Source organism: Rhizobium sullae, assembly GCF_900169785.1.
GTDB lineage: Bacteria > Pseudomonadota > Alphaproteobacteria > Rhizobiales > Rhizobiaceae > Rhizobium > Rhizobium sullae.
This window is the reverse complement of the sequence record NZ_FWER01000050.1, coordinates 37,521-58,899: the sequence shown is the minus strand read 5'-3', so window position 1 is coordinate 58,899 and position 21,379 is coordinate 37,521. Positions and strand designations below refer to the sequence as shown.

Annotated in this window: 20 protein-coding genes and 2 pseudogenes; 14 read left to right on the top strand and 8 right to left on the bottom strand. The window is 60.9% G+C overall.

Annotation, left to right across the window (positions count from 1 at the left end):
* The first annotated feature begins 198 nt into the window (after positions 1-198).
* From BN1800_RS30630 to BN1800_RS41650, 8 genes are all read left to right on the top strand, one after another.
* The gene (locus tag BN1800_RS30630; protein ID WP_065276645.1) at positions 199-1,005 is read left to right on the top strand and encodes a DeoR/GlpR family DNA-binding transcription regulator; all 807 of its coding nucleotides are present in this window, start codon (positions 199-201) and stop codon (positions 1,003-1,005) included.
* The gene (locus BN1800_RS30625) at positions 995-2,473 is read left to right on the top strand and encodes an alkaline phosphatase family protein (protein ID WP_087002886.1); all 1,479 of its coding nucleotides are present in this window, start codon (positions 995-997) and stop codon (positions 2,471-2,473) included. Before BN1800_RS30630 ends, BN1800_RS30625 begins: the two co-directional genes overlap by 11 nt.
* Positions 2,474-2,937: 464 nt before the next feature.
* Positions 2,938-4,761, top strand: a complete 1,824-nt coding sequence (locus BN1800_RS30620; RefSeq protein ID WP_087002883.1) for a ParB N-terminal domain-containing protein — start codon at positions 2,938-2,940, stop codon at positions 4,759-4,761.
* A 492-nt stretch (positions 4,762-5,253) separates the two neighbouring features.
* Positions 5,254-5,838 carry a hypothetical protein gene (locus BN1800_RS30615; protein ID WP_087002880.1) on the top strand — a complete coding sequence of 195 codons (585 nt, stop codon included), beginning with the start codon at positions 5,254-5,256 and terminating at the stop codon, positions 5,836-5,838.
* 303 nt (positions 5,839-6,141) lie between these two features.
* Positions 6,142-7,068 carry an ArdC family protein gene (locus BN1800_RS30610; RefSeq protein ID WP_087002877.1) on the top strand — a complete coding sequence of 309 codons (927 nt, stop codon included), beginning with the start codon at positions 6,142-6,144 and terminating at the stop codon, positions 7,066-7,068.
* A gap of 630 nt (positions 7,069-7,698) precedes the next feature.
* Positions 7,699-8,010 carry a DUF736 domain-containing protein gene (locus BN1800_RS30600; RefSeq protein ID WP_087002871.1) on the top strand — a complete coding sequence of 104 codons (312 nt, stop codon included), beginning with the start codon at positions 7,699-7,701 and terminating at the stop codon, positions 8,008-8,010.
* Between the two features lie 359 nt (positions 8,011-8,369).
* Positions 8,370-8,531 (top strand): hypothetical protein, encoded by a 162-nt coding sequence (locus tag BN1800_RS41655; protein WP_179213927.1) that lies wholly within the window; start codon positions 8,370-8,372, stop codon positions 8,529-8,531.
* A gap of 293 nt (positions 8,532-8,824) precedes the next feature.
* Positions 8,825-8,998, top strand: coding sequence for a hypothetical protein (locus tag BN1800_RS41650; protein WP_179213930.1), 174 nt, complete (start codon positions 8,825-8,827; stop codon positions 8,996-8,998).
* A 65-nt stretch (positions 8,999-9,063) separates the two neighbouring features.
* Here BN1800_RS41650 and BN1800_RS30590 read toward each other — a convergent pair whose 3' ends face one another.
* A complete protein-coding gene (locus tag BN1800_RS30590) occupies positions 9,064-9,372 on the bottom strand; it encodes a WGR domain-containing protein (protein ID WP_087002868.1) in 309 nt (102 codons plus the stop codon).
* Positions 9,373-9,815: 443 nt separating this feature from the next.
* Here BN1800_RS30590 and BN1800_RS30585 point away from each other — a divergent pair, with 443 nt between their 5' ends.
* On the top strand, positions 9,816-10,130 hold the full coding sequence (locus BN1800_RS30585) for a hypothetical protein (RefSeq protein ID WP_087002865.1): 315 nt from the start codon (positions 9,816-9,818) through the stop codon (positions 10,128-10,130).
* Between the two features lie 237 nt (positions 10,131-10,367).
* Here BN1800_RS30585 and BN1800_RS30580 read toward each other — a convergent pair whose 3' ends face one another.
* The 4 genes from BN1800_RS30580 to traC all read right to left on the bottom strand — a co-directional run bounded on the left by BN1800_RS30580 (position 10,368) and on the right by traC (position 13,703).
* Positions 10,368-10,817, bottom strand: a complete 450-nt coding sequence (locus tag BN1800_RS30580; RefSeq protein WP_087002862.1) for a thermonuclease family protein — start codon at positions 10,815-10,817, stop codon at positions 10,368-10,370.
* Positions 10,818-11,259: 442 nt separating this feature from the next.
* The gene (traG, locus tag BN1800_RS30575; protein WP_087002859.1) at positions 11,260-13,194 is read right to left on the bottom strand and encodes a Ti-type conjugative transfer system protein TraG; all 1,935 of its coding nucleotides are present in this window, start codon (positions 13,192-13,194) and stop codon (positions 11,260-11,262) included.
* Positions 13,181-13,396 carry a type IV conjugative transfer system coupling protein TraD gene (gene traD / locus BN1800_RS30570; RefSeq protein WP_087002856.1) on the bottom strand — a complete coding sequence of 72 codons (216 nt, stop codon included), beginning with the start codon at positions 13,394-13,396 and terminating at the stop codon, positions 13,181-13,183. Before traD ends, traG begins: the two co-directional genes overlap by 14 nt.
* 4 nt (positions 13,397-13,400) lie before the next feature.
* The gene (gene traC / locus BN1800_RS30565; protein WP_087002853.1) at positions 13,401-13,703 is read right to left on the bottom strand and encodes a conjugal transfer protein TraC; all 303 of its coding nucleotides are present in this window, start codon (positions 13,701-13,703) and stop codon (positions 13,401-13,403) included.
* Between the two features lie 255 nt (positions 13,704-13,958).
* Here traC and traA point away from each other — a divergent pair, with 255 nt between their 5' ends.
* The 4 genes and pseudogenes from traA to BN1800_RS30545 all read left to right on the top strand — a co-directional run.
* Positions 13,959-17,363 carry a Ti-type conjugative transfer relaxase TraA gene (gene traA, locus BN1800_RS30560; protein WP_087002850.1) on the top strand — a complete coding sequence of 1,135 codons (3,405 nt, stop codon included), beginning with the start codon at positions 13,959-13,961 and terminating at the stop codon, positions 17,361-17,363.
* Entirely contained in the window at positions 17,360-17,923 is a 564-nt protein-coding gene (gene traF / locus BN1800_RS30555) for a conjugative transfer signal peptidase TraF (RefSeq protein ID WP_087002847.1), read from the top strand. Before traA ends, traF begins: the two co-directional genes overlap by 4 nt.
* Positions 17,913-18,257 (top strand): annotated as a pseudogene (locus BN1800_RS30550) (conjugal transfer protein TraB); the annotation flags it as partial. The gene traF and the pseudogene BN1800_RS30550, both read left to right, overlap by 11 nt.
* A pseudogene (locus BN1800_RS30545) lies at positions 18,257-18,535 on the top strand (lysozyme family protein); the annotation flags it as partial. The pseudogenes BN1800_RS30550 and BN1800_RS30545, both read left to right, overlap by 1 nt.
* Before the next feature lie 226 nt (positions 18,536-18,761).
* Here the strand turns inward: BN1800_RS30545 and BN1800_RS30540 are convergent.
* The 3 genes from BN1800_RS30540 to BN1800_RS30530 form a co-directional block, all read right to left on the bottom strand.
* Entirely contained in the window at positions 18,762-19,631 is an 870-nt protein-coding gene (locus tag BN1800_RS30540) for a nucleotidyl transferase AbiEii/AbiGii toxin family protein (RefSeq protein WP_087002845.1), read from the bottom strand.
* A complete protein-coding gene (locus BN1800_RS30535) occupies positions 19,624-20,241 on the bottom strand; it encodes a type IV toxin-antitoxin system AbiEi family antitoxin domain-containing protein (RefSeq protein WP_087002843.1) in 618 nt (205 codons plus the stop codon). The genes BN1800_RS30540 and BN1800_RS30535 overlap by 8 nt, the downstream gene beginning before the upstream one ends.
* Positions 20,242-20,588: 347 nt before the next feature.
* Positions 20,589-20,831, bottom strand: a complete 243-nt coding sequence (locus BN1800_RS30530) for a helix-turn-helix domain-containing protein (RefSeq protein WP_087002841.1) — start codon at positions 20,829-20,831, stop codon at positions 20,589-20,591.
* Between the two features lie 224 nt (positions 20,832-21,055).
* Here BN1800_RS30530 and BN1800_RS30525 point away from each other — a divergent pair, with 224 nt between their 5' ends.
* Positions 21,056-21,379, top strand: a complete 324-nt coding sequence (locus BN1800_RS30525; RefSeq protein ID WP_087002839.1) for a transcriptional repressor TraM — start codon at positions 21,056-21,058, stop codon at positions 21,377-21,379.

Below are 21,379 nucleotides of genomic sequence, written 5' to 3'. Positions count from 1 at the left end.
GAAAATACGTGCCAGAAAAGTGCGCTTTTGCGCGGAACACATAAGGTGAGATGAAGGAATGGCAGGCATTTTCAGTGTATGCGCGCGAAAACTGTCATCAAAGAGCCGTTGACAGATATTTGAAAGGCAATTATTCCCAAAAATGACAACATATCGGTTGTAAGCGCGGCCGACTCCATCGTGTAGAGTGAGGAATTTGTGACGAAACTGCCGGCAGCAAGCCGCCTACAAGCCATAGCTGATATGCTTCGCACAGGCGAAGGCATCGGAATTGCCGCAATGGCCGAGCGCTTCTCGGTGACGATGGAAACCGTCCGTCGTGATCTGGTCCTTCTCGAAAAGGACGGCCTGCTGACGCGGGTGCATGGGGGCGCAATCCCAGTTTCCCGCGCCGCGCCGCTGCCGTCGCGGCTGGCCAGCCTGAGTGCAGAAAAAGCCGTGATTGGAAAGCTGGCAGCGCAAACCGCGACCCGGGACGGCTGGATATTCATCACTCACGGCAGCACAGCACTGGCCGTCGCAAAGGCGTTGAACGACGGCCCTGCGGTATCGGTCATGACGAACATGCCGGCCATCGCGGAAGTGCTGCAAAGCGGCCTCAAGCACCGGGTCACGCTCACCGGGGGGGAGTACGACTATGCCAATGGCGCGCTAATGGGCGAACAAGTACTAGAGGCCATTTCCGAGTGCATTTTCGACACGGCCATCATTGCAGCCTACGGCGTTGACCCGGTGCATGGCTTGGTAGAGTCAAGCAAGTACCTGCAACGCTTCAAGCGACTGCTGTTCGAGCGCAGCCGCCGTCGCATCTTCGTTGCTGACCATAGCAAATTCGGCGCGTCAGGAGCTTATGTCTCGGCGTCCCTGTCGGACATTGGAACCATCGTCACCGACGAGCCACCGCCCGCCCGCTTTGCGGATGGGTTCAAGGATGCAGGTGTGCGCGTGGTTTATCCACAAAAGAACGAAACGAACAACATGGAAGAAAACACCAATGGCCAATGACGCGCGCCATGTCGTGGTGCTGGGAATTGACGGCCTAAGGCCCGATCTGGTCGCTGAAAGCACCATGCCCCATCTTGCGGCGCTGGCCAGCGACGGAACGTGGAACCGCCGTCATACCACTGTGTTCCCCAGCGAGACGCGGGGGGCGCTCACGGCCTTGGCCACTGGCGCAACCGCGCAGGTGAACGGGATTGCAGGAAACCAATTCTATATCCGGGGGACCAGCCCCGATCAAGTGTTCACAGAAACCACGCATGATTGGTGGGCGGCGGATGAACGCCTAGCGGGCAACCTGGTGAAAGTGCCCTCGATCTCGGAAGTTCTACACCAAGCGGGACGGCCGTTTGCGGTCGTCACGTCGAGTGGCCCCGGCGTTCTGCCGGCGCTGAACTGGAAGGGCCAGCAGCGCGGACAAACCGGTTTCAATGTCCGCCATCCCCAGATCGGCTACCCGCATTCGTTTGCCGCCCGCGCCCATCGTTCCCTTAAAATCCCGGCCGGGGGCATCTCCGCCGATGGACCAATGACGGCGTTCCGGGTATTTGAGCGCGAAGTATGGCCCTACGACAAGCCCGCCGCCACCATTCTATGGTGCACCGAAGTCGATAGCGTCAGCCATCTGCACGGCCTGCAATCGACCCAGCTACGAGAGAATATGCGGGCTTGCGATGCTGTAATTGGAGAGCTGCGGGCATGGCGGGACGCCCAGCCGGAGCGCGACAGCATCACGTTGTTTATCGTTTCCGATCATGGCCATGTGACGATCGGCGGCACAGTCAACGTGGCCGACGCTCTTTGTCAGGCCGGTTTCAAGGCGGCGGCATCTTTCAACGATCATGCAACGCAGGTGCTTGTTCGACCGGGCCGCGCGGTGGGCCTTTGGCTCAAACATGATGACCCGGCCTTACTGCGGGACATACGGGACTTCATGATGGAACAGGTATGGTTCGGCGGCGCATTCAGCCCTGCCAGCGAACCGGGCAGCACCAGCGGCACGGTGGATGGCAGTCTTGCGCTGGAACTGTTGGGTGCGGGCGGCGAGCGCGCTCCTGGCCTGTTCGTGCACCTCGGGAAAACGCCTGCCGACGATCAGACCGATCAGGCCGGGCATGTGGATTCGGTCTTTTACGACCCCGGCGACAACGATCTGCGGATAGGCGGCGGCACGCATGGGGGGCTGCATCGCGGCGAGTTCACGGCCGTTCTCGCGAGCTACGGCGCGGGAGTCGCGCAGGGCCGGGTTTCAGATGCTCCGAGTTCAATCACGGACATTGCGCCCACAATCCTGTCACTGCTGGGGATCGACGCGCCGAAGACGATGACAGGCCGCGTGCTGGGCGGCGATGCGCCGGAGAGTGAGGAACTGGCATACGCGGAGATTCTCTCTGCCGGCGTCCACAAAACCACCTTCCTGACGGGTATCGAGCGGCAGGGCCATTTCCATGTCAGCGAAGGTGGGATTCAGTAGGGGCATCCTACAGAAGGGCTGGCACCGTAAACTTAACGCTGTGAAAACAAGATCTGGGAGTGAGGCTTTGGTTCGTTCGGCGTGAAGGCGGGCGATTTGGCGCCATGCTTCGATGGCAGTTGCTCGACCGACGGCCCATTTTTTTGTTCCCTCGCAACCAGATTGCGAGCTCTGTAGCAGAGCGCTTATCAAAAGAAGTTGGGAAAGGGAGAAGGCGAAAGGGAAGGAAAACCGGTCGCAGATCGGTCCTCCCGCCGCCGCTGTCGCTCAACCGCCGCCTCCGCATCCCGGCCACAGGTCCTTCGCAGGGCTGTTAGCCCCGCTTGTCCTTCGCGGCAGGGCTGCTCGACCGCAGTTGCGCCGGTAGGGCCGCTTTGCGGTACGGGAGATGTCTTCAGGAAAAAATGAAGACAGGAAGGACCGGCAGAGGGCTTGGTCCGCATCCCCCGGAAAGGAACACTCCCATGCAACTCATGAAGGTCGATCCGCGTGCGCTGAAGGCCAATCCCGACAACACCCGCCAGTCGACGTCGACGCCCCAGGCCGACGCGCTGCTGCTTGCGACCATCAAGGCCGTCGGCATCATCCAGCCGCCCGTCATTTTCGCCGAAGCCGGCGGCAACGGGTATGTCATCGAAGCCGGTCACCGGCGCACCCGCATGGCGATCGCCGCCGGCATCGAGGAAATCAATGTTATCGTCGTCGAGGCGGCCAACGACAATGGCGCGATGCGTTCGATGATCGAAAACATCGCGCGCGAACCGCTCAACCCCGTCGATCAATGGCGCGGCATCGAGCGCCTAGTGGCTCTCGGCTGGACCGAGGAAGCGATTGCGATTGCGCTGGCGTTGCCGGTCAGACAAATCCGGAAGCTTCGACTGCTCGCCAATGTGCTGCCGGCGATGCTCGATCGCATGGCCAGGGGCGACATGCCAAACGAGCAGCAGCTTCGCACGATTTCCGCGGCGTCGCTCGACGAGCAGAAGGAAGTCTGGAAGGCCCACAAGCCGAAGAAGGGTGACACGGCATCCTGGTGGGCGATCGCCACCGGCCTCACCAAGACCCGCATGTTCGCGCGCGATGCGAGCTTTGGCGACGATCTCCGCCAGGCCTATGGCATCGAATGGGCGGAAGACCTCTTCGGACCGGGTGACGAGGACAATCGCTTCACGACGAACGTCGAAGCGTTCCTCGGTGCGCAGCAGGAATGGATGAGCAGCAATCTCCCGAAGAAGGGTTTCATCGTCGAGCTCAACAATTGGGGCCAGCCGCAGTTGCCGCCGAAGGCGGAGCGTGTCTACGGCAAGCCCGGCAAGGGCGATTGCACCGCCATGTACCTCGATCGAGAGGGCAAGGTGCAGTCCGCCCACTTCCGGATGCCGGAGGCGAAGAAGGCGAACGGCAGGGCCGATCCGACCGCGCCCGGCTGTGAGGACGGAAACGAGGCCATCGATCTTGCAGCCAAGACACGTCCCGACGTGACCCGAAACGGCCTCGACATGATCGGCGATTTCCGCACAGACGCTCTGCATGAGGCATTGGCACAAGCGCCGATCGAGGACGATACCTTCATGGCGCTGCTCGTCCTCGCATTCGCCGGCCAGAACGTCTCGGTCGACTCCGGATCCGAAACCTCCAACCATCTCTACGGCTCCAGGCGTTTCGCCCGGCACGCCGTCCAGCTGATCGGTGAAAATGGCAAACTGGAGTTCGCCACGGATACGCTTCGTGTCGTGGCCAGGTTGACCCTGATCGACGCACTGTCGGCGCGGACCACCCGCACGGACAGTGGTATTGTCGCCCGGATCGCCGGCGATGCCATTGGCGCCGACACCTATCTTCCGAACATGGGCACGGAGCAATTCCTCGCGTGCCTATCGCGTCCGGCACTGGAAGCGTCCTGCGGGGGTAGGAGTGTCGTTCCCCGCCCGCGCGTCAGGGACACCCGCGCTGCCCTTGTCGAGCACTTCAAGGAAGAACGTTTCGTGCATCCGGCAGCCCTCTTCGCACCCGATGACGCGAAGCTGGCCGAGTGGCTGGCCAAGAAGATGGAGCATGGCGGCGAGGACGAAGATGCACTCGCCGACGGGAAGATGCGCGGCATCGGGCCCGGCGCTGACGATGAGTCGTATCCGTCGATCAAGCACGACGCAATCGACAAACCGCATGTTCCGGAAGCTGAGGACGGCGGCAGCGCAGCCGACACCGAGTTCGAAGAGCTGGATGAAGCCGACGCTGACACCAGCGCTGAGGATCCCGATACCGCTTACGGAATCGCGGCAGAGTAATCCTGCTCCACAACGTCATAACGATCGGTACCGCCGCCCGGCCATCACTGGCGGCGGCATGCCTATGACGCTCGGCGATGACGCGGACAGTGCGGCGGCGCAAGCTTGGCCGGGAGGGCGCGTTTTTGGTGGGGGCTGATGCGCTGGAGGAGGAATGCTGGCTGTCGGTCGCAGGAGTTTCTCTCCTTCGGGGATTCGGATCCATAGCCCGACCCCTGCCGGCCTGCCCTTCGTTTTGCTGCGGTCTGAACCGGCGGCCGGTCGTTTCAAGGCCGCTACCGCGCCGCCGAGCGGCCAGTGCAGCCTCGCTCGCAAAGCGGCTCCGCGTCCTTCGCGGGGCTTTACCCCGCTTGTCCGCAAACCAGTTTCGCTCGCTCTGCCGTCCCGGACCTCTGAAAGCGCCCGCCCTCAGCCGGTTCCTGTCGACCGCATCGAAGGGCAGACCGGCAGCGGCCGGAGCCGCTTCGGTGGAAACCGCGAAAGGAAAACCCCATGGCCAAGCCCGCAACCAATAGACCTTCCACCCGCGTTGTCCCGCTCCGCAAGGGCGCCACCCTCGAAATGGTCAGGCTCACTTGCCCGGACACCGCACAGGCAATGCTGATCGCCGAGAGTTTTGGGACCGCGGTGGTCGACAGCGACGGCATCCATGAACTCCACGAGCGTCTGATCATTGAGACCGCTGACAGCCTTTCGAGCGGTCTCGGCGAGAAGGCGATGCAGATCCATCTCCAACGCATCGTCGGGGCCTATGTCAGCTCGGCGCACGGAGCCGGCCAGTTCTACAGCAGAGCCGTCTCCGAAGCCCGGGACGCTACCGCAAAATCGGCAAACGACGCCCGCGATGAGGATCTCGACGGCCCGGTCGGTTACGACAGTGCCGCCCAGCGTAAGCGCGAATTCGCCGCCGACATGGGCATTCAGTCCCACGCGCTGCGGATGGCCGCTGAGGGTGCGGTCTCCGCCTATCGCCAAGTCATAGGCGACGTCTGGAAGCCTTTCGACCGCCCGGTCGAAAATCCGGGCCACTCGCTCGACCGCAAGGCAGCCGAGGCACAAATGGCGGCTCTCGGTTGAGCCGCTCGCGCGGGAGCTTCGGCTCCGCTGCGTCTTCCCTCTCTCCTTGAGCTTTAGGCCGGTTCCTTTCGGACCGGCCTTTTTACATGGAGGAAAGAGAAAGGCAGAATATCGATCCTGCCAACTACGCGGTCCCCGTCCCGGTCGGCGGTCCTGCAGGAGCCGGCGGCCTGCCGCAACGGCTTCGCCGTCCTTCTCTCCGTTCCGGCCGTTCCGGTGCGGCGTGCCACCCGATCGCTCCTGCCTTCGGACCTCCGCGACGGAGCCGCGGTGGGCGCGGCCTCCAAAACGGAGGATAATGACATGAGCAGGAAAGCCGAGGGCGAACGCGCCGACATCTATGCACGGATCACGGACCGGATCGTTGCCGATCTGGAAAAGGGTGTAAAACCCTGGATGAAACCCTGGCACGCGCCCAACACCAATGGCCGGATCACCCGGCCGCTGCGCCACAACGGCCAGCCGTATTCGGGCATGAACATTCTCTTGTTATGGTCGGAGGGAATGGCGCGGGGGTTCACTTCCCCTATGTGGATGACGTTCAAGCAGGCGCTTGAACTGGGCGCGGCAGTGCGCAAGGGCGAGACCGGGTCGACGGTTGTCTTCGCTAGCCGCTTCACCAAGTCCGAGGCGGACGGCAATGGCGGCGAAATCGACCGTGAGATCCCTTTTCTGAAGGCATACAAGGTCTTCAACATCGAGCAGATCGATGGGCTGCCGGAACACTACCATCACCTACCGGGTCCAGCGCTCAAACCTGGCGAGCGCATCGAGCACGCCGATCGCTTTCTCCAGAACACGGGCGCTGTCATTCGGCATGGTGGCGCGCAGGCGTATTACTCGCCGGTCACGGATCACATCCAGATGCCGCCGTTCGAGACGTTTCGCGATGCCGCCTCTTACGTGGCAACGCTAAGTCATGAAAGTTGCCATTGGACGGCGCGCCCCGATCGCGTCAATCGCGATCTCAGCCGATATGCCAAAGACAAGACTGAACGCGCCCGCGAGGAGCTGATCGCCGAACTCGGCAGCTGCTTCCTATGCGCCGATCTCGGAATCGCGCCGGAGTTGGAGCCACGGCCGGACCATGCGTCTTATCTCGGCTCGTGGCTGAAGGTCCTCTCCGACGACAGGCGGGCTATTTTCCAAGCCGCGGCGCATGCCCAGCGTGCAGTCAACTTCCTGCACGGACTCCAGCCCATTCAAACAGAAGAGAGGGCTGCTGCGTAGGGACCGCTAAGGTCGGTCGTTGTCACCCGCAACGGCCGGCAACTCTATCGGATTTCCGTCCGATTGCATGTCCTGACTAGGTTTGAGGTCCAGCTTTTCCCAGATCGATGGCTTCTGATCGGTTGATTTGAGCTTTCGTGACTGCTTGATTTCGAGCACAAACGGTTTTGTCTGCTGACGCATAGATCCTCCAGGCGACGAATCGCGGCTCGACAATATCGCGTTGATAACAGGAGGCAACTGCCCGGCTGGACGAGTTTGTCGTCTCCGAAGTCGACGCCAAGACTTAGAGACAGAGGAGCGGCTTCGCGACCGGGCTGTTCCGCCGGGGCAACGATAGTGGCGAGGGCGCCATCGACCTGTTCCCTGTCATGGCCACGTCCTCCGCGGGCTCGATGAGGCATGTCTGATCGGAGACCGGCTTCGCCTCGATCGCTCTCCCGCAACGGCCTTGCGCAACTTTCTTCCCCTGCGAACTGTGTTCGCATTCCTCGCGCAACAAGAAAGATTCTCCTGGCCGCCCTCCATTTCATTGCGGCCTTTCAGGTGCGGTCCGATCGTCCCCGATCCTTGCGACAGCCATCGAGGCCGCGAAGGGCGCGGCCCGAAACAACCGAAAGGAACTTGGACATGGCTACCATCGGCACCTTCACCTCCACCGAAAACGGCTTCACCGGCTCGATCCGCACGCTGGCCCTCAATGTCAAGGCCCGCATCTCCCGCATCGACAACCCCTCCGAAAAGGGTCCGCACTTCCGCATCTACGCCGGCAATGTCGAGCTGGGTGCGGCCTGGCAGAAGCGCTCCAGCGAGACCGACCGCGACTACCTCTCGGTCAAGCTGGACGACCCGAGCTTCCCCGCCCCGATCTACGCAACGCTCTCCGAGGTCGAGGGCGAGGACGGCTACCAGCTGATCTGGTCCCGCCCCCACCGGGACTGAGATCCCAAAGGCCCCGCCGCTAAGGCGGGGCCAATGGGCCGCTTTGAGAAAGTAGGCAACGGGCGTCGAGCCCGTTTCCCGCTTTTCGGGTGCCACACGGAGAGGTGGGGTCTGCTCATATCGAGCCAATCGTGCCGTGGAGCCGGGCCAGCCTCAAGGACGAGCGGTTCCCCCAAAATGCTGGCGCATTTCGGCTCCCCCACTCGCCGCCGCTGGCGGTCGCATGCGCGATCCTTGACCCTGACCCACCGCCACGACCGTGGGCGTNGCCGCCGCTGGCGGTCGCATGCGCGATCCTTGACCCTGACCCACCGCCACGACCGTGGGCGTCATCTTTCTCAAACATCAAGGAGATGACGATGATCGAACAACAAATCGAAGAACTGCGCGCCGAGTTGAACGCCTGCATCGAGCCCGCCGAGCGCCGTGAGATCGAAGCCGAGCTCGAAATCGCCCAGGCCGAGCTGATCGTCATGCTTGCCGAACAGGACGGTTCCACCGAGGCCGAGCCGCCCTTCTGAGGGCGGCATATCACCGGCGCTGCCGTTCCGTCGCCGTCCACAGTACGGAGAGGAGCGATCCGCTGCAACTTTCCTTTCGGTCTACCGTCATCGACATCGGGGATGTTGCATCCCGTCCGTCGCGCCGCAAGCTGCCGGCGCCAGAATTTTCCCCACCGCGTTGCGGCTCCTCGCAGGCCAAAATTCAGGCGCCGGCAGGTCCTCCACTCTCATTTCGGCGTTTCAGGTGCTCCCTCCTTGCCCGTCATGCGGCCTATCCCCGCGATATCCGCTTTTCGAAAGGAGAATATACCGTGCAACAGCTCGCTCAATTCCTCATCGCCACCGGCCGCAGGCTCCGCGTCCTCGGCAACGTGATCTGTCACTTCTTCCGCAAGGGGAAACTCGGTCTCAAGCTCACAATCAAGATTCCGTTCCTGGTCGAGATCGAGGCGTCGTTCGAGACCGACTGGAACCGGCGAGAATAACGCGCCAACAGGGGCCGCTTCGGCGGCCCCTCCTCTGTCAGCTGGAACGAGGAAAGCAATTATGGTCAGCTCCGAAAATTTCGGCGCGTTGTTTTTGGCTGATAGCCGCGACCACGCTTTTGCTTCAACAGCTCAAGGAACAACTGAACCGCTTCTTCTTCCCGTTCGAACACATGCTGTTTCTCCTGACCACGTTTCCCGATCCTTCCCCAGCGTCGGGTCAGGCAGGCCTCTCCGAACATCGTCTGCTCGATCTGCATGGCATAGTACCGCGCCATGTTCTTGGCTGGATCCGTTCGTTCGACATAGAGCTGGTAGGGTTGCGAAATCATGCCGGCATGATCGTCACACGGCGCCGCCACGTCCAACGACATATGTGAATCCTACAGATGCGATCGATTCATTTTCGTGAAGAATGGCGTGTCGGGCGAGGCGCCGATGGCGCGCGGCTCTAGTCGCACCGCGACCTGAGCCCGCACGCGGTCTCCGCCCTATCGGGTTACGATCCTCTCGCAGCAAGAAGCATGCCTCTTCCACATGTTGTTGCCCGGAGCCCGCCGGCTGGTCTCATAGCCATCGGAGATGGCAAGCGGTCGCGTCCTTTCCGGACGCGGTTCTATCTCTCTCTGACACCCCATTTTGCACCCGCCGTTCCGGCGTCAAGGACATCGCGGCCCCTCCAATTTTCCCTGCACCGCAAGCGGCACAGGGAAAATCGGTTCCTCCGCTCGCCGCACGGCGGCCGCGTTCCGCGGTCCCTGACCCCTCACGGACTATGGTGCGGACACCTTTCGTCAGAAACGAAAAGGAGACTCTGATGACAAAGCATCAAATCACTCAGCCGGTTGAAGAAGACCAGAAGCGGCCTGATCAACAGCCGGATTGGCTTGAACGCTTGCGCGGAAATTTCGATGCGGAAGTGCATCTTCCTTCAGACATCTCGCGCGAATTTCTGTCTGCGGCGCTGCTTTGGGCAACCGACAACAAGGTCGATTTCGGATTGTTCCACGAAGCCGGCAAGATCATCATTGCGCATTTTGGCGGTGATGAGATCTACCTCCCGTCGCGGTGGTCCGACAAACGATGGCACATCGGCCTTGAGGACAACGAGCCTTTCGATCCGAGCGACTGAGGTCGAGACCAGAGGCGGCTTGTCGCCTCTGGTCTTTGCCTATTCACATGAGCCCCTCCGGCCGGATCGACCGAGCGGAGCGGCCATGAAAGGGGGGCTCTGCCACCCCTCTCAATCTCACCCCATGAAGTAAGGGCAATGCCCCTCCTTCAAACTTCCTCCCATGGGGAAAGGGGACGGTTCCCTGCTCCCTTTCCCCAACCCCCTGTCCCGTGCCGGAGAAGCGATGGTTCGCTGTCACCCGCCCTGGCACCAGCCGTGTCGGGCACCATCCCATGATCGGGCGAGCCCTTCGTCGATCAAGACGTCGCCCAGCGAATTGCCTGCGCGAGACACGGTGCGAAGTTTGCGACCGCACTTGTCTTCATCACGGAACCCGGCCGCCAGAGAGAATTTTCCAGCGTTGAGCAGCGCCAGGAGGCGGGATTTTGCCGCTTCACCTTTGATCCGTTCAGCCTCGCAGCGGGGCGGGCTGAGTTCAGGCGTATCGATATCGGCAATGCGGATTTTCTGGCCCTCGAACCAGAATGTGTCGCCGTCGACGACGCAGTTCGCTCGATGACTGTCGTCGCAGATCGAAAATGCGGCCGACAATGAATCCGTCGTCGGTGTCTTGGCCAAAGTGGCGAAGCCGGGGAGAGCGTCGGCGCCGCCATAGGTAAGCCAACCTCCAACAGCAATGATCACGGTGCATAGAACTGCCGTTGAGCGTTTAAGCCGTCTGTTCTGCCCAGATCTCAGCAGTCCTCCACCCTCGCGCTGCCGATCGCGGCCGCCTCCGACCTTCGGCGGCTTTCTGAACGGACCCACATTCGATTTCGCCACTATCGGATCCCCTCGTTTCGCCTCACCCTATGTCGGACCCGGATTCATCTGCGTTTACGGAGGAGCTTGGCTCCGGGCTGCGGTGTGGCCGCCAAAATGGTGTGCGAGGGGCGGGGAGCAGTCGATCCCGCCTCCCCTTCGGGCCACTATATTGAGGCTCCTGCGGCTGCTCTGTTTCCCGCCCGTCGCACGACGAGAATTCCCGAAATCTCGCCCGTCGGGCGTCGCTATGCTGATTTCTCCGATACTCTTCATTTTCCTGGATCAGCCTTGCTTGCTTGCTTGCACTGCGCGCCGGCTTGGATCATGCAGTCTCTGGCGTATCGCCGATCATGTGAAACCTGTTCGTGCCGACGCATGCCTTCATGTCGTCGCGCCGGAACCAGATGGCTCGTCCGCATCGGAGCGGCGCGTTGCCGGCTGTGAAGACGATCTGTTCGTCGGCACGCATGCGCAGAACTTCATGGGGCTGGATGAGTGGTCTGGCAGCGAGCTGCTTCGAGCGCGTCCGCGATGATCCCTTTGCCTGGAAACTGCGGCTGACCTGGTCGATCTCGACCGTGGTCATGCCGCAGCGTCGGGAGATGTAATCGGCGGTCTCGGGATCGTTGATCGCGGCAAACGAAATCCAGCTGGCACTCTCGAACCACTTGCTTGCCGCGTCGCGACCGCCATAGGTTTCGCGCATCTGGCCGATCGACTGGTAGATCATCGTCAGCGTGATGCCGTATTTGCGGCCGGCGTCGCGCGCGGTCTCGATAATCCGCATGTAGCCGAGGCGGGCGACCTCATCGAGGAGAAACAGCGCGCGCCCCTTTATTTGTCCGTCGCGATTGTAGATCGCATTCAGAAACGAGCCGATGATGACCCGCGCAAGACCGGAATGGGTCTCCAAGGTCTTGAGGTCGATGTTGATGAAGACGTCGGTGTTTCCCGCCGCGATGTCGCTGGTCGAGAATTTCTTTCCCGACACGAGGGCGGCATAGTTCGGATAGGAAAGCCAATGTGTCTCCTTGACCGCATTGGCATAGACGCCAGAGAAGGTTTCCGGCGTCATGTTGACGAAGGCTGCGACGTTCTCCTTCACGAAATCCGAGCCCGAATTGTCGTAGATGTCTTGCAGCCGCTTGCGCAATGTCGGCTCAGGCTCGGAGAGGTTCATGCGCACCTGCCGAAGTGTCTGGTCTTTTTCATCCGTGTGACCAGACAGGCAGACATCGGCGATGAGTGCCGTCAGCAGCTGGAGCGCCGATGCGCGAAAGAAGTCGTCACGGACACCACGCGCGCTACCGCTGTCGCTCATGATCCATGAGGCCACTGAGGCAATATCCTCTTCCTTGGTTCCGCCGAAACGGCCGACCCAATCAAGGACGTTAAAGCCAGTGGCCGGCTTTCTGGGATCGAGAATGAACACGTCCCTTCCCGCTCCGGCCCGATGCCCGGAGACCATCGGTGCGACCTCGTTCGATGGATCGAGCACAATCAGCGTGCCGCCCCATTTGAGTGCCGTCGGGATCGTTACCGACGTCGTCTTGAAACCGCCGGAACCGGCAAAGACGATTCCATGCGACGAGCCGAACGAGCCATCGAAGCACAGCAGCGGCGACTTGCCGCCGGCGCCCCAGGCCTCAGCGCTGTCACCCCGAAACGCTCGGGCACCGACACTGTCCTTGTCGACACGATAGCGCTCACCGATGACGATACCGCCATCCTCCGCAAACAGCTTCGCAGCTTCCGTCAGTTTCATCCAATCCGTTTCACCATGGAGCGCCCTTTTGCCGCGAACGCGTTTCGGCTCCGTGCTTGCGAACGCCGCGTTGCCGATGAACGCGACTCGGACTGCGAAGCAGGCGCACATGAACGCTGCCCCCATGCCGATCAACGTTGCCGGATCGAGATAGGCGAATACCGTCTTGTCGGCGTTAAGCGTGTTCGTGAAAGCGGCAAGGCGCATCGTCTCGCGCGTAGCCGCGATCAGGATCGTCGCGCTGCATCCGGCAAGGACACCCCAACCTGCCCGCTTGATGTTGATCGAGCCGGCGCTCGCGAACAGGAACAGAACTCCGATTGCGCCACTGGCCAGAAAGGGCAAGGCGATCCCCGCCCGCCCCCATGCCTGTCGTGCGGCCTCGGTCTTTCCGAAACCTGCGAGCCACTGCTCGATCCCGGTCATTCCGATGACGACCAGGATCATCAATGTCCCTGGTACGACGACGAGCGCAAACCTATTGATAGTCATTGCCGAAGGCCTCCACGCCGATTGCCGTGAGCCTGGACCGCTCGCCCTCGTCGCCTTTGATCCGGCGGGCGGCATCGATGAGCGCTCCCAGCAACAGCGCGCGCTTCTCGTAGCGCAGCCCAGCTTTGACGATCAGGCCGCCGAGCTCGATCTTTTCGCGCGTGTCTTTCTTGCGGGCGTCGGTTGTCAAAGTCCTGCTCATGCGTTCAAGCCTCGCCAGCGCTGCCCGCGCCCGCGCCAGACGCGACCGCCGTGGTTGCGCCGCTGCCATCGCCTGCGCCCTTTTTCCCTCCGGTCGTACCGCCCTTCCCTCCCCCTTGGCCTCCGCGAAACCGTTTGGTCAGTTGCTCAAACGCAGCCTGAAGCTCCGCCTCGTCGATCTCGATTTCGCCCAGTCCTGCCTTGAGCGCAATCCGGCCAATCCGCTCGGCTTCCCGGGCTTCGGCAATCTTGAGCTGCTCCTGCAGTTTGGCAATTTCGTCGCGGATTTTCGCGGAGGGCTTCTTCATGTCCGATTGTCTCCATGGCTGAGAAAGCGTGTCTTTCGAAGCCAGTTTCCGGAACTTCAGTAGCGAACGCACTACTGTGAATCCTACAATCGCCAGCGGCGATGCTTTGGTGGATCATCCCGGCCGTTCCGAAGGAGCGGCTTCCAAGGGCGCAATTATACGTCGCTGGCGCGACGTGTTGCTGAGAGAGCCTGGTGGGGCCGCCGCTCCCGACGAACCCTTTGAGTTTGTTCGCAACCGGGAGAGAACTCCGCCGTGGCCGTCCCTCACTTCTCCGTCAGCGTCGTCGCCCGTGGCTCCGGCCGCAGCGCCGTCCTGTCGGCGGCCTACCGGCACTGCGCCAGGATGGAGTTCGAACGGGAAGCCCGGACGATCGACCACACGCGAAAGCAGGGGCTCTTGCATGAGGAGTTCGTGATCCCTGCCGACGCGCCGGAATGGGTGCGCAGCATGATTGCCGATCACTCGGTCGCCGGGGCGTCCGAGGCCTTCTGGAACAAGGTGGAGGGCTTCGAGAAGCGATCCGACGCGCAGCTCGCCAAGGACGTCACCATCGCCCTGCCGCTCGAACTGACGGCCGAGCAGAACATCGTGCTCATGCGCGATTTTGTGGAGCGGCACATCACCGCGCAGGGCATGGTGGCGGACTGGGTCTATCACGACGCCCCCGGCAATCCTCACGTCCACCTCATGAGCACATTGCGCCCGCTGACCGAAGACGGGTTCGGCTCAAAGAAGGTCGCGGTGCTCGGCCCGGATGGCAAGCCAATCCGAAATGACGCCGGCAAGATCGTCTATGAGCTTTGGGCCGGCAGTACTGAAGATTTCAATGCGTTTCGCGACGGCTGGTTTGCCTGCCAGAACACGCATCTGGCGCTGGCCGGTCTCGACATCCGCATCGATGGCCGTTCCTTCGAAAAGCAGGGTATCGACCTCGAGCCAACCATTCACCTCGGCGTCGGCGCCAAAGCCATCGAGCGCAAGGCCGAGCAATCCGACCACAAGTCGGAGACCTCGACTCCCAAACTCGAACGCATCGAGCTTCAGGAGGAGCGCCGCAGCGAGAACGCCCGCCGCATCCAGCGCCGTCCGGAGATCGTGCTCGACCTGATCACGCGGGAGAAGAGCGTCTTCGACGAACGCGATGTTGCGNGCATCCAGCGCCGTCCGGAGATCGTGCTCGACCTGATCACGCGGGAGAAGAGCGTCTTCGACGAACGCGATGTTGCGAAGGTGTTGTATCGCTATATCGACGATGTCCTTCTGTTCCAAAGTCTGATGGTCCGCATTTTGCGAAGTCCGGAAGCGCTCCGGCTCGAACGCGAGCGGATCAACTTTGCGACAGGTATTCGGACATCCGCGAAGTACACCACGCGCGAGATGATTCGCCTTGAAGCCGAGATGGCCAATCGCGCGATCTGGCTCTCCGGTCGCGCCTCCCATGGCGTCCCTGAGGCGGTGCTGCAGGCGACCTTCGCGCGCCATTCCCGTCTGTCGGATGAACAGCGAACGGCGATCGAGCATATCGCTGGGACCACGCGGATTGCCGCTGTCATCGGCCGCGCCGGCGCCGGCAAGACCACGATGATGAAGGCTGCCCGCGAGTCGTGGGAAGCGGCCGGCTATCGTGTCGTCGGCGGAGCGTTGGCTGGCAAAGCCGCAGAAGGTTTGGAGAAGGAAGCGGGCATCGTTTCCCGCACGCTCTCGTCCTGGGAGCTTCGCTGGAACCAGGGTCGTAACCAGCTCGACGCGAGAACCGTTTTCGTACTCGACGAGGCCGGCATGGTCTCGTCGCGGCAGATGGCGCTCTTCGTCGAAGCCGTCACCAGGGCCGGCGCCAAACTCGTCCTGGTCGGCGATCCGGAACAACTTCAACCGATCGAAGCGGGCGCCTCCTTCCGCGCCATTGCCGATCGCATCGGCTATGCCGAACTCGAGACGATCTATCGTCAGCGCCAGCAATGGATGCGTGACGCCTCGCTCGATCTGGCGCGCGGCAATGTCAGTCAAGCGGTCGATGCCTATCGTGCCCATGGGCATGTCAGGGGATTGGACCTCAAGGCGCAGGCGGTCGAAAGCCTGATCGCCGATTGGGATCGCGGCTACGATCCTTCGAAGAGCAGCCTGATCCTCGCACACCTTCGGCGCGATGTTCGGATGTTGAACGATATGGCTCGAGCCAAGCTGGTCGAGCGCGGCATCGTCGCAGTCGGTTTTGCCTTCAAGACCGAGGACGGAACCCGCATGTTCGCGACCGGCGACCAGATCGTGTTCCTCAAGAACGAGGGCAGCCTTGGCGTCAAGAACGGTATGTTGGCCAAGGTGCTTGAGGCTGCACCCGGCCGGATCGTCGCTGAGATCGGCGAAGGTGAACATCGTCACCAGATCACGATCGAGCAGCGCTTTTATAACAACCTTGACCACGGCTATGCGACGACGATCCACAAGAGCCAGGGCGCGACCGTCGACCGGGTGAAGGTGCTTGCTTCCCTTTCATTGGACCGACATCTCACCTATGTGGCCATGACGCGCCATCGTGAGGACCTCGCCGTCTACTACGGCAGTCGCTCCTTCGCCAAATCCGGCGGTCTCATCCCGATCCTGTCGCGCCGAAACGCCAAGGAGACGACCCTCGATTACGAGAAGGCGTCGTTCTATCGCCAGGCGCTGCGCTTCGCGGAAGCGCGGGGCCTTCATCTTGTCAACGTCGCCCGCACGATCGCACACGATCGCCTCCAATGGGCCGTTCGGCAAAAACAGAAACTCGCCCACCTTGGCACCCGTCTTGCGGCCATCAGCACAGCGCTCGGGCTGGCCCGCGGCAGCAGCAAACACTCCATCCCGAACACGATCAAGGAGGCCAAGCCCATGGTATCAGGCATCACCACCTTCCCGAAGTCGCTCGACCACGCTGTCGAGGACAAGCTCGCCGCGGATCCCGGCCTCAAGAAGCAATGGGAGGACGTCTCGACCCGCTTCCACCTTGTCTACGCGAAGCCGGAAGCAGCCTTCAAGGCCATCGATGTCGATACCATGTTGAAGGACAAATCGGTCGCGCAGTCCACCCTGGCAAGGATTGCCGGCGAGCCAGAGAGCTTTGGCGCGCTCAACGGCAAGACCGGTCTTCTGGCGAGCCGTGCCGACAGGCAGGACCGGGAGAAAGCGGTCGCCAATGTGCCGGCGCTCGCCCGAAATCTTGAACGCTATCTTCGTGAACTGGCCGAAGCCGAATTCAAACACGAGACGGAGGAGCGCACGGTCCGACTGAAGGTTTCGGTCGACATCCCGGCACTGTCTCCAGCCGCCAAGCAAACGCTCGAGCGCGTGCGCGATGCGATTGATCGCAACGATCTTCCGGCTGGCCTCGAATACGCGCTCGCCGACAAAATGGTGAAAGCAGAACTCGAAGGGTTCGCCAAGGCGGTTGCCGAACGTTTCGGGGAACGGACCTACCTGCCTTTGGCTGCGAAAGACACTGATGGCAAGACCTTCGAGACCGTCACAGCAGGAATGACGGCCGGCCAGAAGGCAGAGGTCCAGTCCGCGTGGAATTCCATGCGGACGGCCCAGCAACTTGCCGCTTATGAACGAACGACGGAAGCGCTCAAGCAAGCCGAGACGCTGCGGCAAACCAAGAGCCAAGGGCTCTCGCTGAAATGACCGGCGCTGCAACCCGCCGGTCGATAACCAAGCAGCAACGACGAGCCATTGTGGTTCTGTCGATGGCGGCGATGGCCGCCATCCTGCTGGTCGTGACTGCCGTCGCCGGCCGCTACCGCATCAATCTGACACCGAGCGAGCCACTCGGCCTGTGGCGCATCGTTCCGCTTCATCGACCGGCAGCAGTCGATGACCTCCTGTTCATCTGCCCGCCGGAAACGGCGGCGATGCGGGCAGCGAGGGCCCGAGGCTATCTTCGTTCCGGTTCCTGCCCGGGCGGTGTTGCACCGCTGATCAAGACCGTAACCGCCGTCGCAGGACAGAATGTCGAAATCGGCGTCAGCGTGAGCGTGGATGGGCGGGAGGTGTCCTCTTCCAGTCTCGCACTACGAGATGGAAAAGACCGGCCGTTGACGCCCTTTCCGAGCGCCATCGTACCGCCAGGACATGTCTTCCTGCATTCCGCATTCCCCGGCTCCTATGACTCCCGATATTTTGGCCCGGTGCCGATCTCCGGTATTCTCGGGCTGGCGCAGGAGGTGTTCACCTATGTGCCGTGATTACCTTCGGCCGGCGCTGCTGATATTCGCTTCGATCGCGATCGGCGTGGTGGGCTGGAGCGGCCATGTGTTGCTCCTTCCTGTCGCGCTTGGGTTTCCGGTTCTGTGGTCGCTCGCACGAACGAGATTGGTGGCGGCACTTGTCTCCGCCGGATATTTCCTGGCCGCATCGCGAGGTCTGCCACAGGGCGTGGCCGCCTTCTATTCGTCGGATATCTGGCCGGGCTTGTTGCTCTGGCTGTGCGCGTCTTTGAGCTTTGTCATGGTGCATGCCGCCCTCTGGGCGACGAGCGCTGCCCTTCGCCCATTTCGCTATTTCCTCGCTGCCGTCATCACGTTGCGAAATGGTATGGCAACCCCACGAGCAAAGACGTCTTCCCGCAGATTTTCGAGGATGCGCTTTACGCATGGAAGACTGGTGAGTTTGAGGGCTTGAGCGTGTTTCAGGCGGAGGATCCTGGCATACCCATCGAAGCGCCGCAGCAAAGCGATAAGGAAGTGGATGGCGAGGAAGCGACGCCGAAAGACTTACAACCAGAGACGATGCAGGATGTTAGGCATGCGGGGATACGGATCGATCTTTCCCGCATTGGTGGTCAACAACAGCGTTGAGTTCACCTCGCATTGGCGAGGCATGTTCCGGCCAAGCCAAAGTTTAGGCGACTCCAAAGCATGAAATTAATGCGCTTCCAGATGCCTCGTCCGCGGTTGTAATGGCGGCGAGCCAGTAAAACCCGCGCACTGACGGGTTCCAGCTAAGAAGTTGCCCGACAAAAACCCGACAGGATCTGAATTCTGCTCGCTGAGCCATGAACTCGCGTGGTTGCGACCAAACCGCTCATTCGTCCAGCCTCGCAGCCGCAACCGCGTGCGGCATCAGGAATGTGGCAATCTGCGCGATGACGTCGATCAGATCGCCAGGATTGTGTGCAACGCCTTCAATGAAAGCACGCCATTGTCGCTGCTTTTGCTGGTCCTTGGCAAAGGCGTCCGTTAGGGCGTCCGGCAGGTCAATGGGGATCGGTGTCTCGCGGCGATCAAAGGTAGCGGCTATTGCGCGCGCCAGCCGATCATCGCTAAAGTCGAAAGACCTGCTGAGGATCCAGATGTCGTAGAAATCCTTCATGCGGCTGTTTACTCGCCCCAGCATCACCATTGCCTGGAACTTCTCGGCAATGACCGTTTCTCGCGCATAGGCCCGAAGCCGCGGCATCGGAAAATCGAGCATGGAAGGATAATCCAAAACCTCCACCCCAGGCTCAAGCGCATCGCCAAAACCGATGTCGATGGTCAGGTTGATCCGGGCTCCGCTGATCGAAGCGATCACCCGCAGCCTGAGCCCACCATAATCCAGTGCCTCGCGAATACGATCCACATGCAGCGTATCAGCGTCGAACGTAACGCCATCGTCGGCCTCTTGCGCCAGAATTTCCCGAAATGTCTCAAGCATCGAGTCCGGACTCGGATCACCGAAACCCAAAAGATCCAGGTCGCGCGTGCCTCGGTGCGGATTGTCGAACCAACTCATCATCAACATCGCCCCTTTTAGAACGAAGCGATCGGCGTGGGGCGACTGGCTAAGCCGGAACAATAACCGTTCAAGAGCGAAACGCGTCAGGACGAGATCGAAGCTTTGCCCGCTTGCCTTGGCGAGTTGCAACAGGCGGGAGCGCACCGAGGCGCCGACGTTTCTGATTTCTTTAGCCATTGGCGGTCAGCGCCTCGAGATACGGCCGGATCACAGAGCCAACGCCACCGCGTTCCGCCTGGTTGGCGATTTCGCCAGGAGTCGCCCTTCGTTGCCGCAGCGCCTCCTGCAGCCCTTCTATCGCTACCGAAAGGCCGATCTTGTTGCGATATCTAAAGCAATCGGCAATTGTCTTGGCAATTCCAAAGACCCTCACAGGAACGCCTTCAATGATATGGGTTTCGACGCTGTCGTTGAGAAGGCTGTCTGTGAAGCGCACGATGCGCACAGCGGGGGCTTCCAGCTTCGGCGCCCAGTCCTTACGGCCTATGGCAAGCCAGATTTGTCCGGGGAGCTGATCTGTCAGGCTGTGAAATACCAATGCCGAAACGAGGCAGATAACGGCTTTGGGCGCGCGTTTTGCAACCTCCGCCAAGCTGTGGCTGGCGTCGAGCTGCGCATCAGGAAGTTGATAGAGACCGCGGGCAAGCCGCAGCACTTCACCATCTCGTTCCATTCGGCTCATGGTGGCAGCCGTCACTCCTGCGTTCCGCAGTTCGACGAAACGTGCTATCCCGCGCTCGGTTAGCACGGTCCGAGCGATTTGGCGTTGCGTGACTGAACTGGGCATTGATATAAAAGCTCGGAGAATAGGATCTATTATCCCAGGATTTGTATCACAATCCTGGGGGCCGAGAAAACCCTCGCATTATGAATTCTTCACCACGACTAATTGCCTCGATGGACAAAGCTGACAAATCTAGTGGTCGCCTGGAGTAAAGATGTAGCTTGCGGCGAGGTCCACCATGCGCGCAGTGAGAGCCGGATAACCCTCGACGATCTCGTCTGCGGCAGCGCCTTGCAATTTCATCGCAGCGATTGTTCGGACTCGAGAGGAGCACAAATCTCAATTCCATTTGACTTGCTTCGACGATTTCTCGTTGTCGCGGGCCGGATTGAAGCTGCTGAGATCCCAGATTATGCGCCTGTTTGCGTACTCACTTGGGTCTCACCAATCGGTCGCACTAATTCGACGTGGCTGACATCTAAGGCTTGAGCCAGTTCATAAATCGTAATCACAGTTGGGTTGCGACGACCTCGCTCCAGGCTACTAAGATATTGCTGGCTGAAACCAGAACGCGCCTCGACCTCTTCCTGTGTCAGGCCTTTCTCCCGACGCAGGCGGGCAAAATTCGAGCCGACCAGTTTGCGCATGTCCATGCGCCGAAAGATCGCCGTTTACACACTCGGAGTTTATCAACTAAAGTATGTAAAGCTCCTTCCCGTAAATGCCCGCCAATGCGGGCGGGTAATGGGTTTAGTTGTCGATATAAGCATCAGCACATTGTCTGCAACTCAGAGATTTCGGATGTAACGGTGTCCCATTTGATGTAGGCGAACCTTCGGGGCCACTTGGTGAGAGAATGAAAGTTTGGGAGAAGCGGGTGAACAAAGCGAGCTCATCCGATGCAAATGGTCGAGAAAAGGAAAGAGAATCGCGCTTCAGCTCGATGCAACAGTCGAAGCTTGAGGCGTTGGCTGTCTCGGCAATTCTCGAACACCGCCTCCTGATCGCCGCCGACGAAGCTGTCTATGAGGAATGGGCTCGCGCGACCGCAGACCCATCACTTTCCGCCGCCGTGCTCAAGAGCCTGCAGGAGGAGTATGTCGCGCGCCAAAAGAAATCTGAAGTCCAGCAAGAAGAACTTTCGGAAATCATCGATGCGTTAGGCTACATCCCCGAGGTTCCACTCGATAAACATGAATGA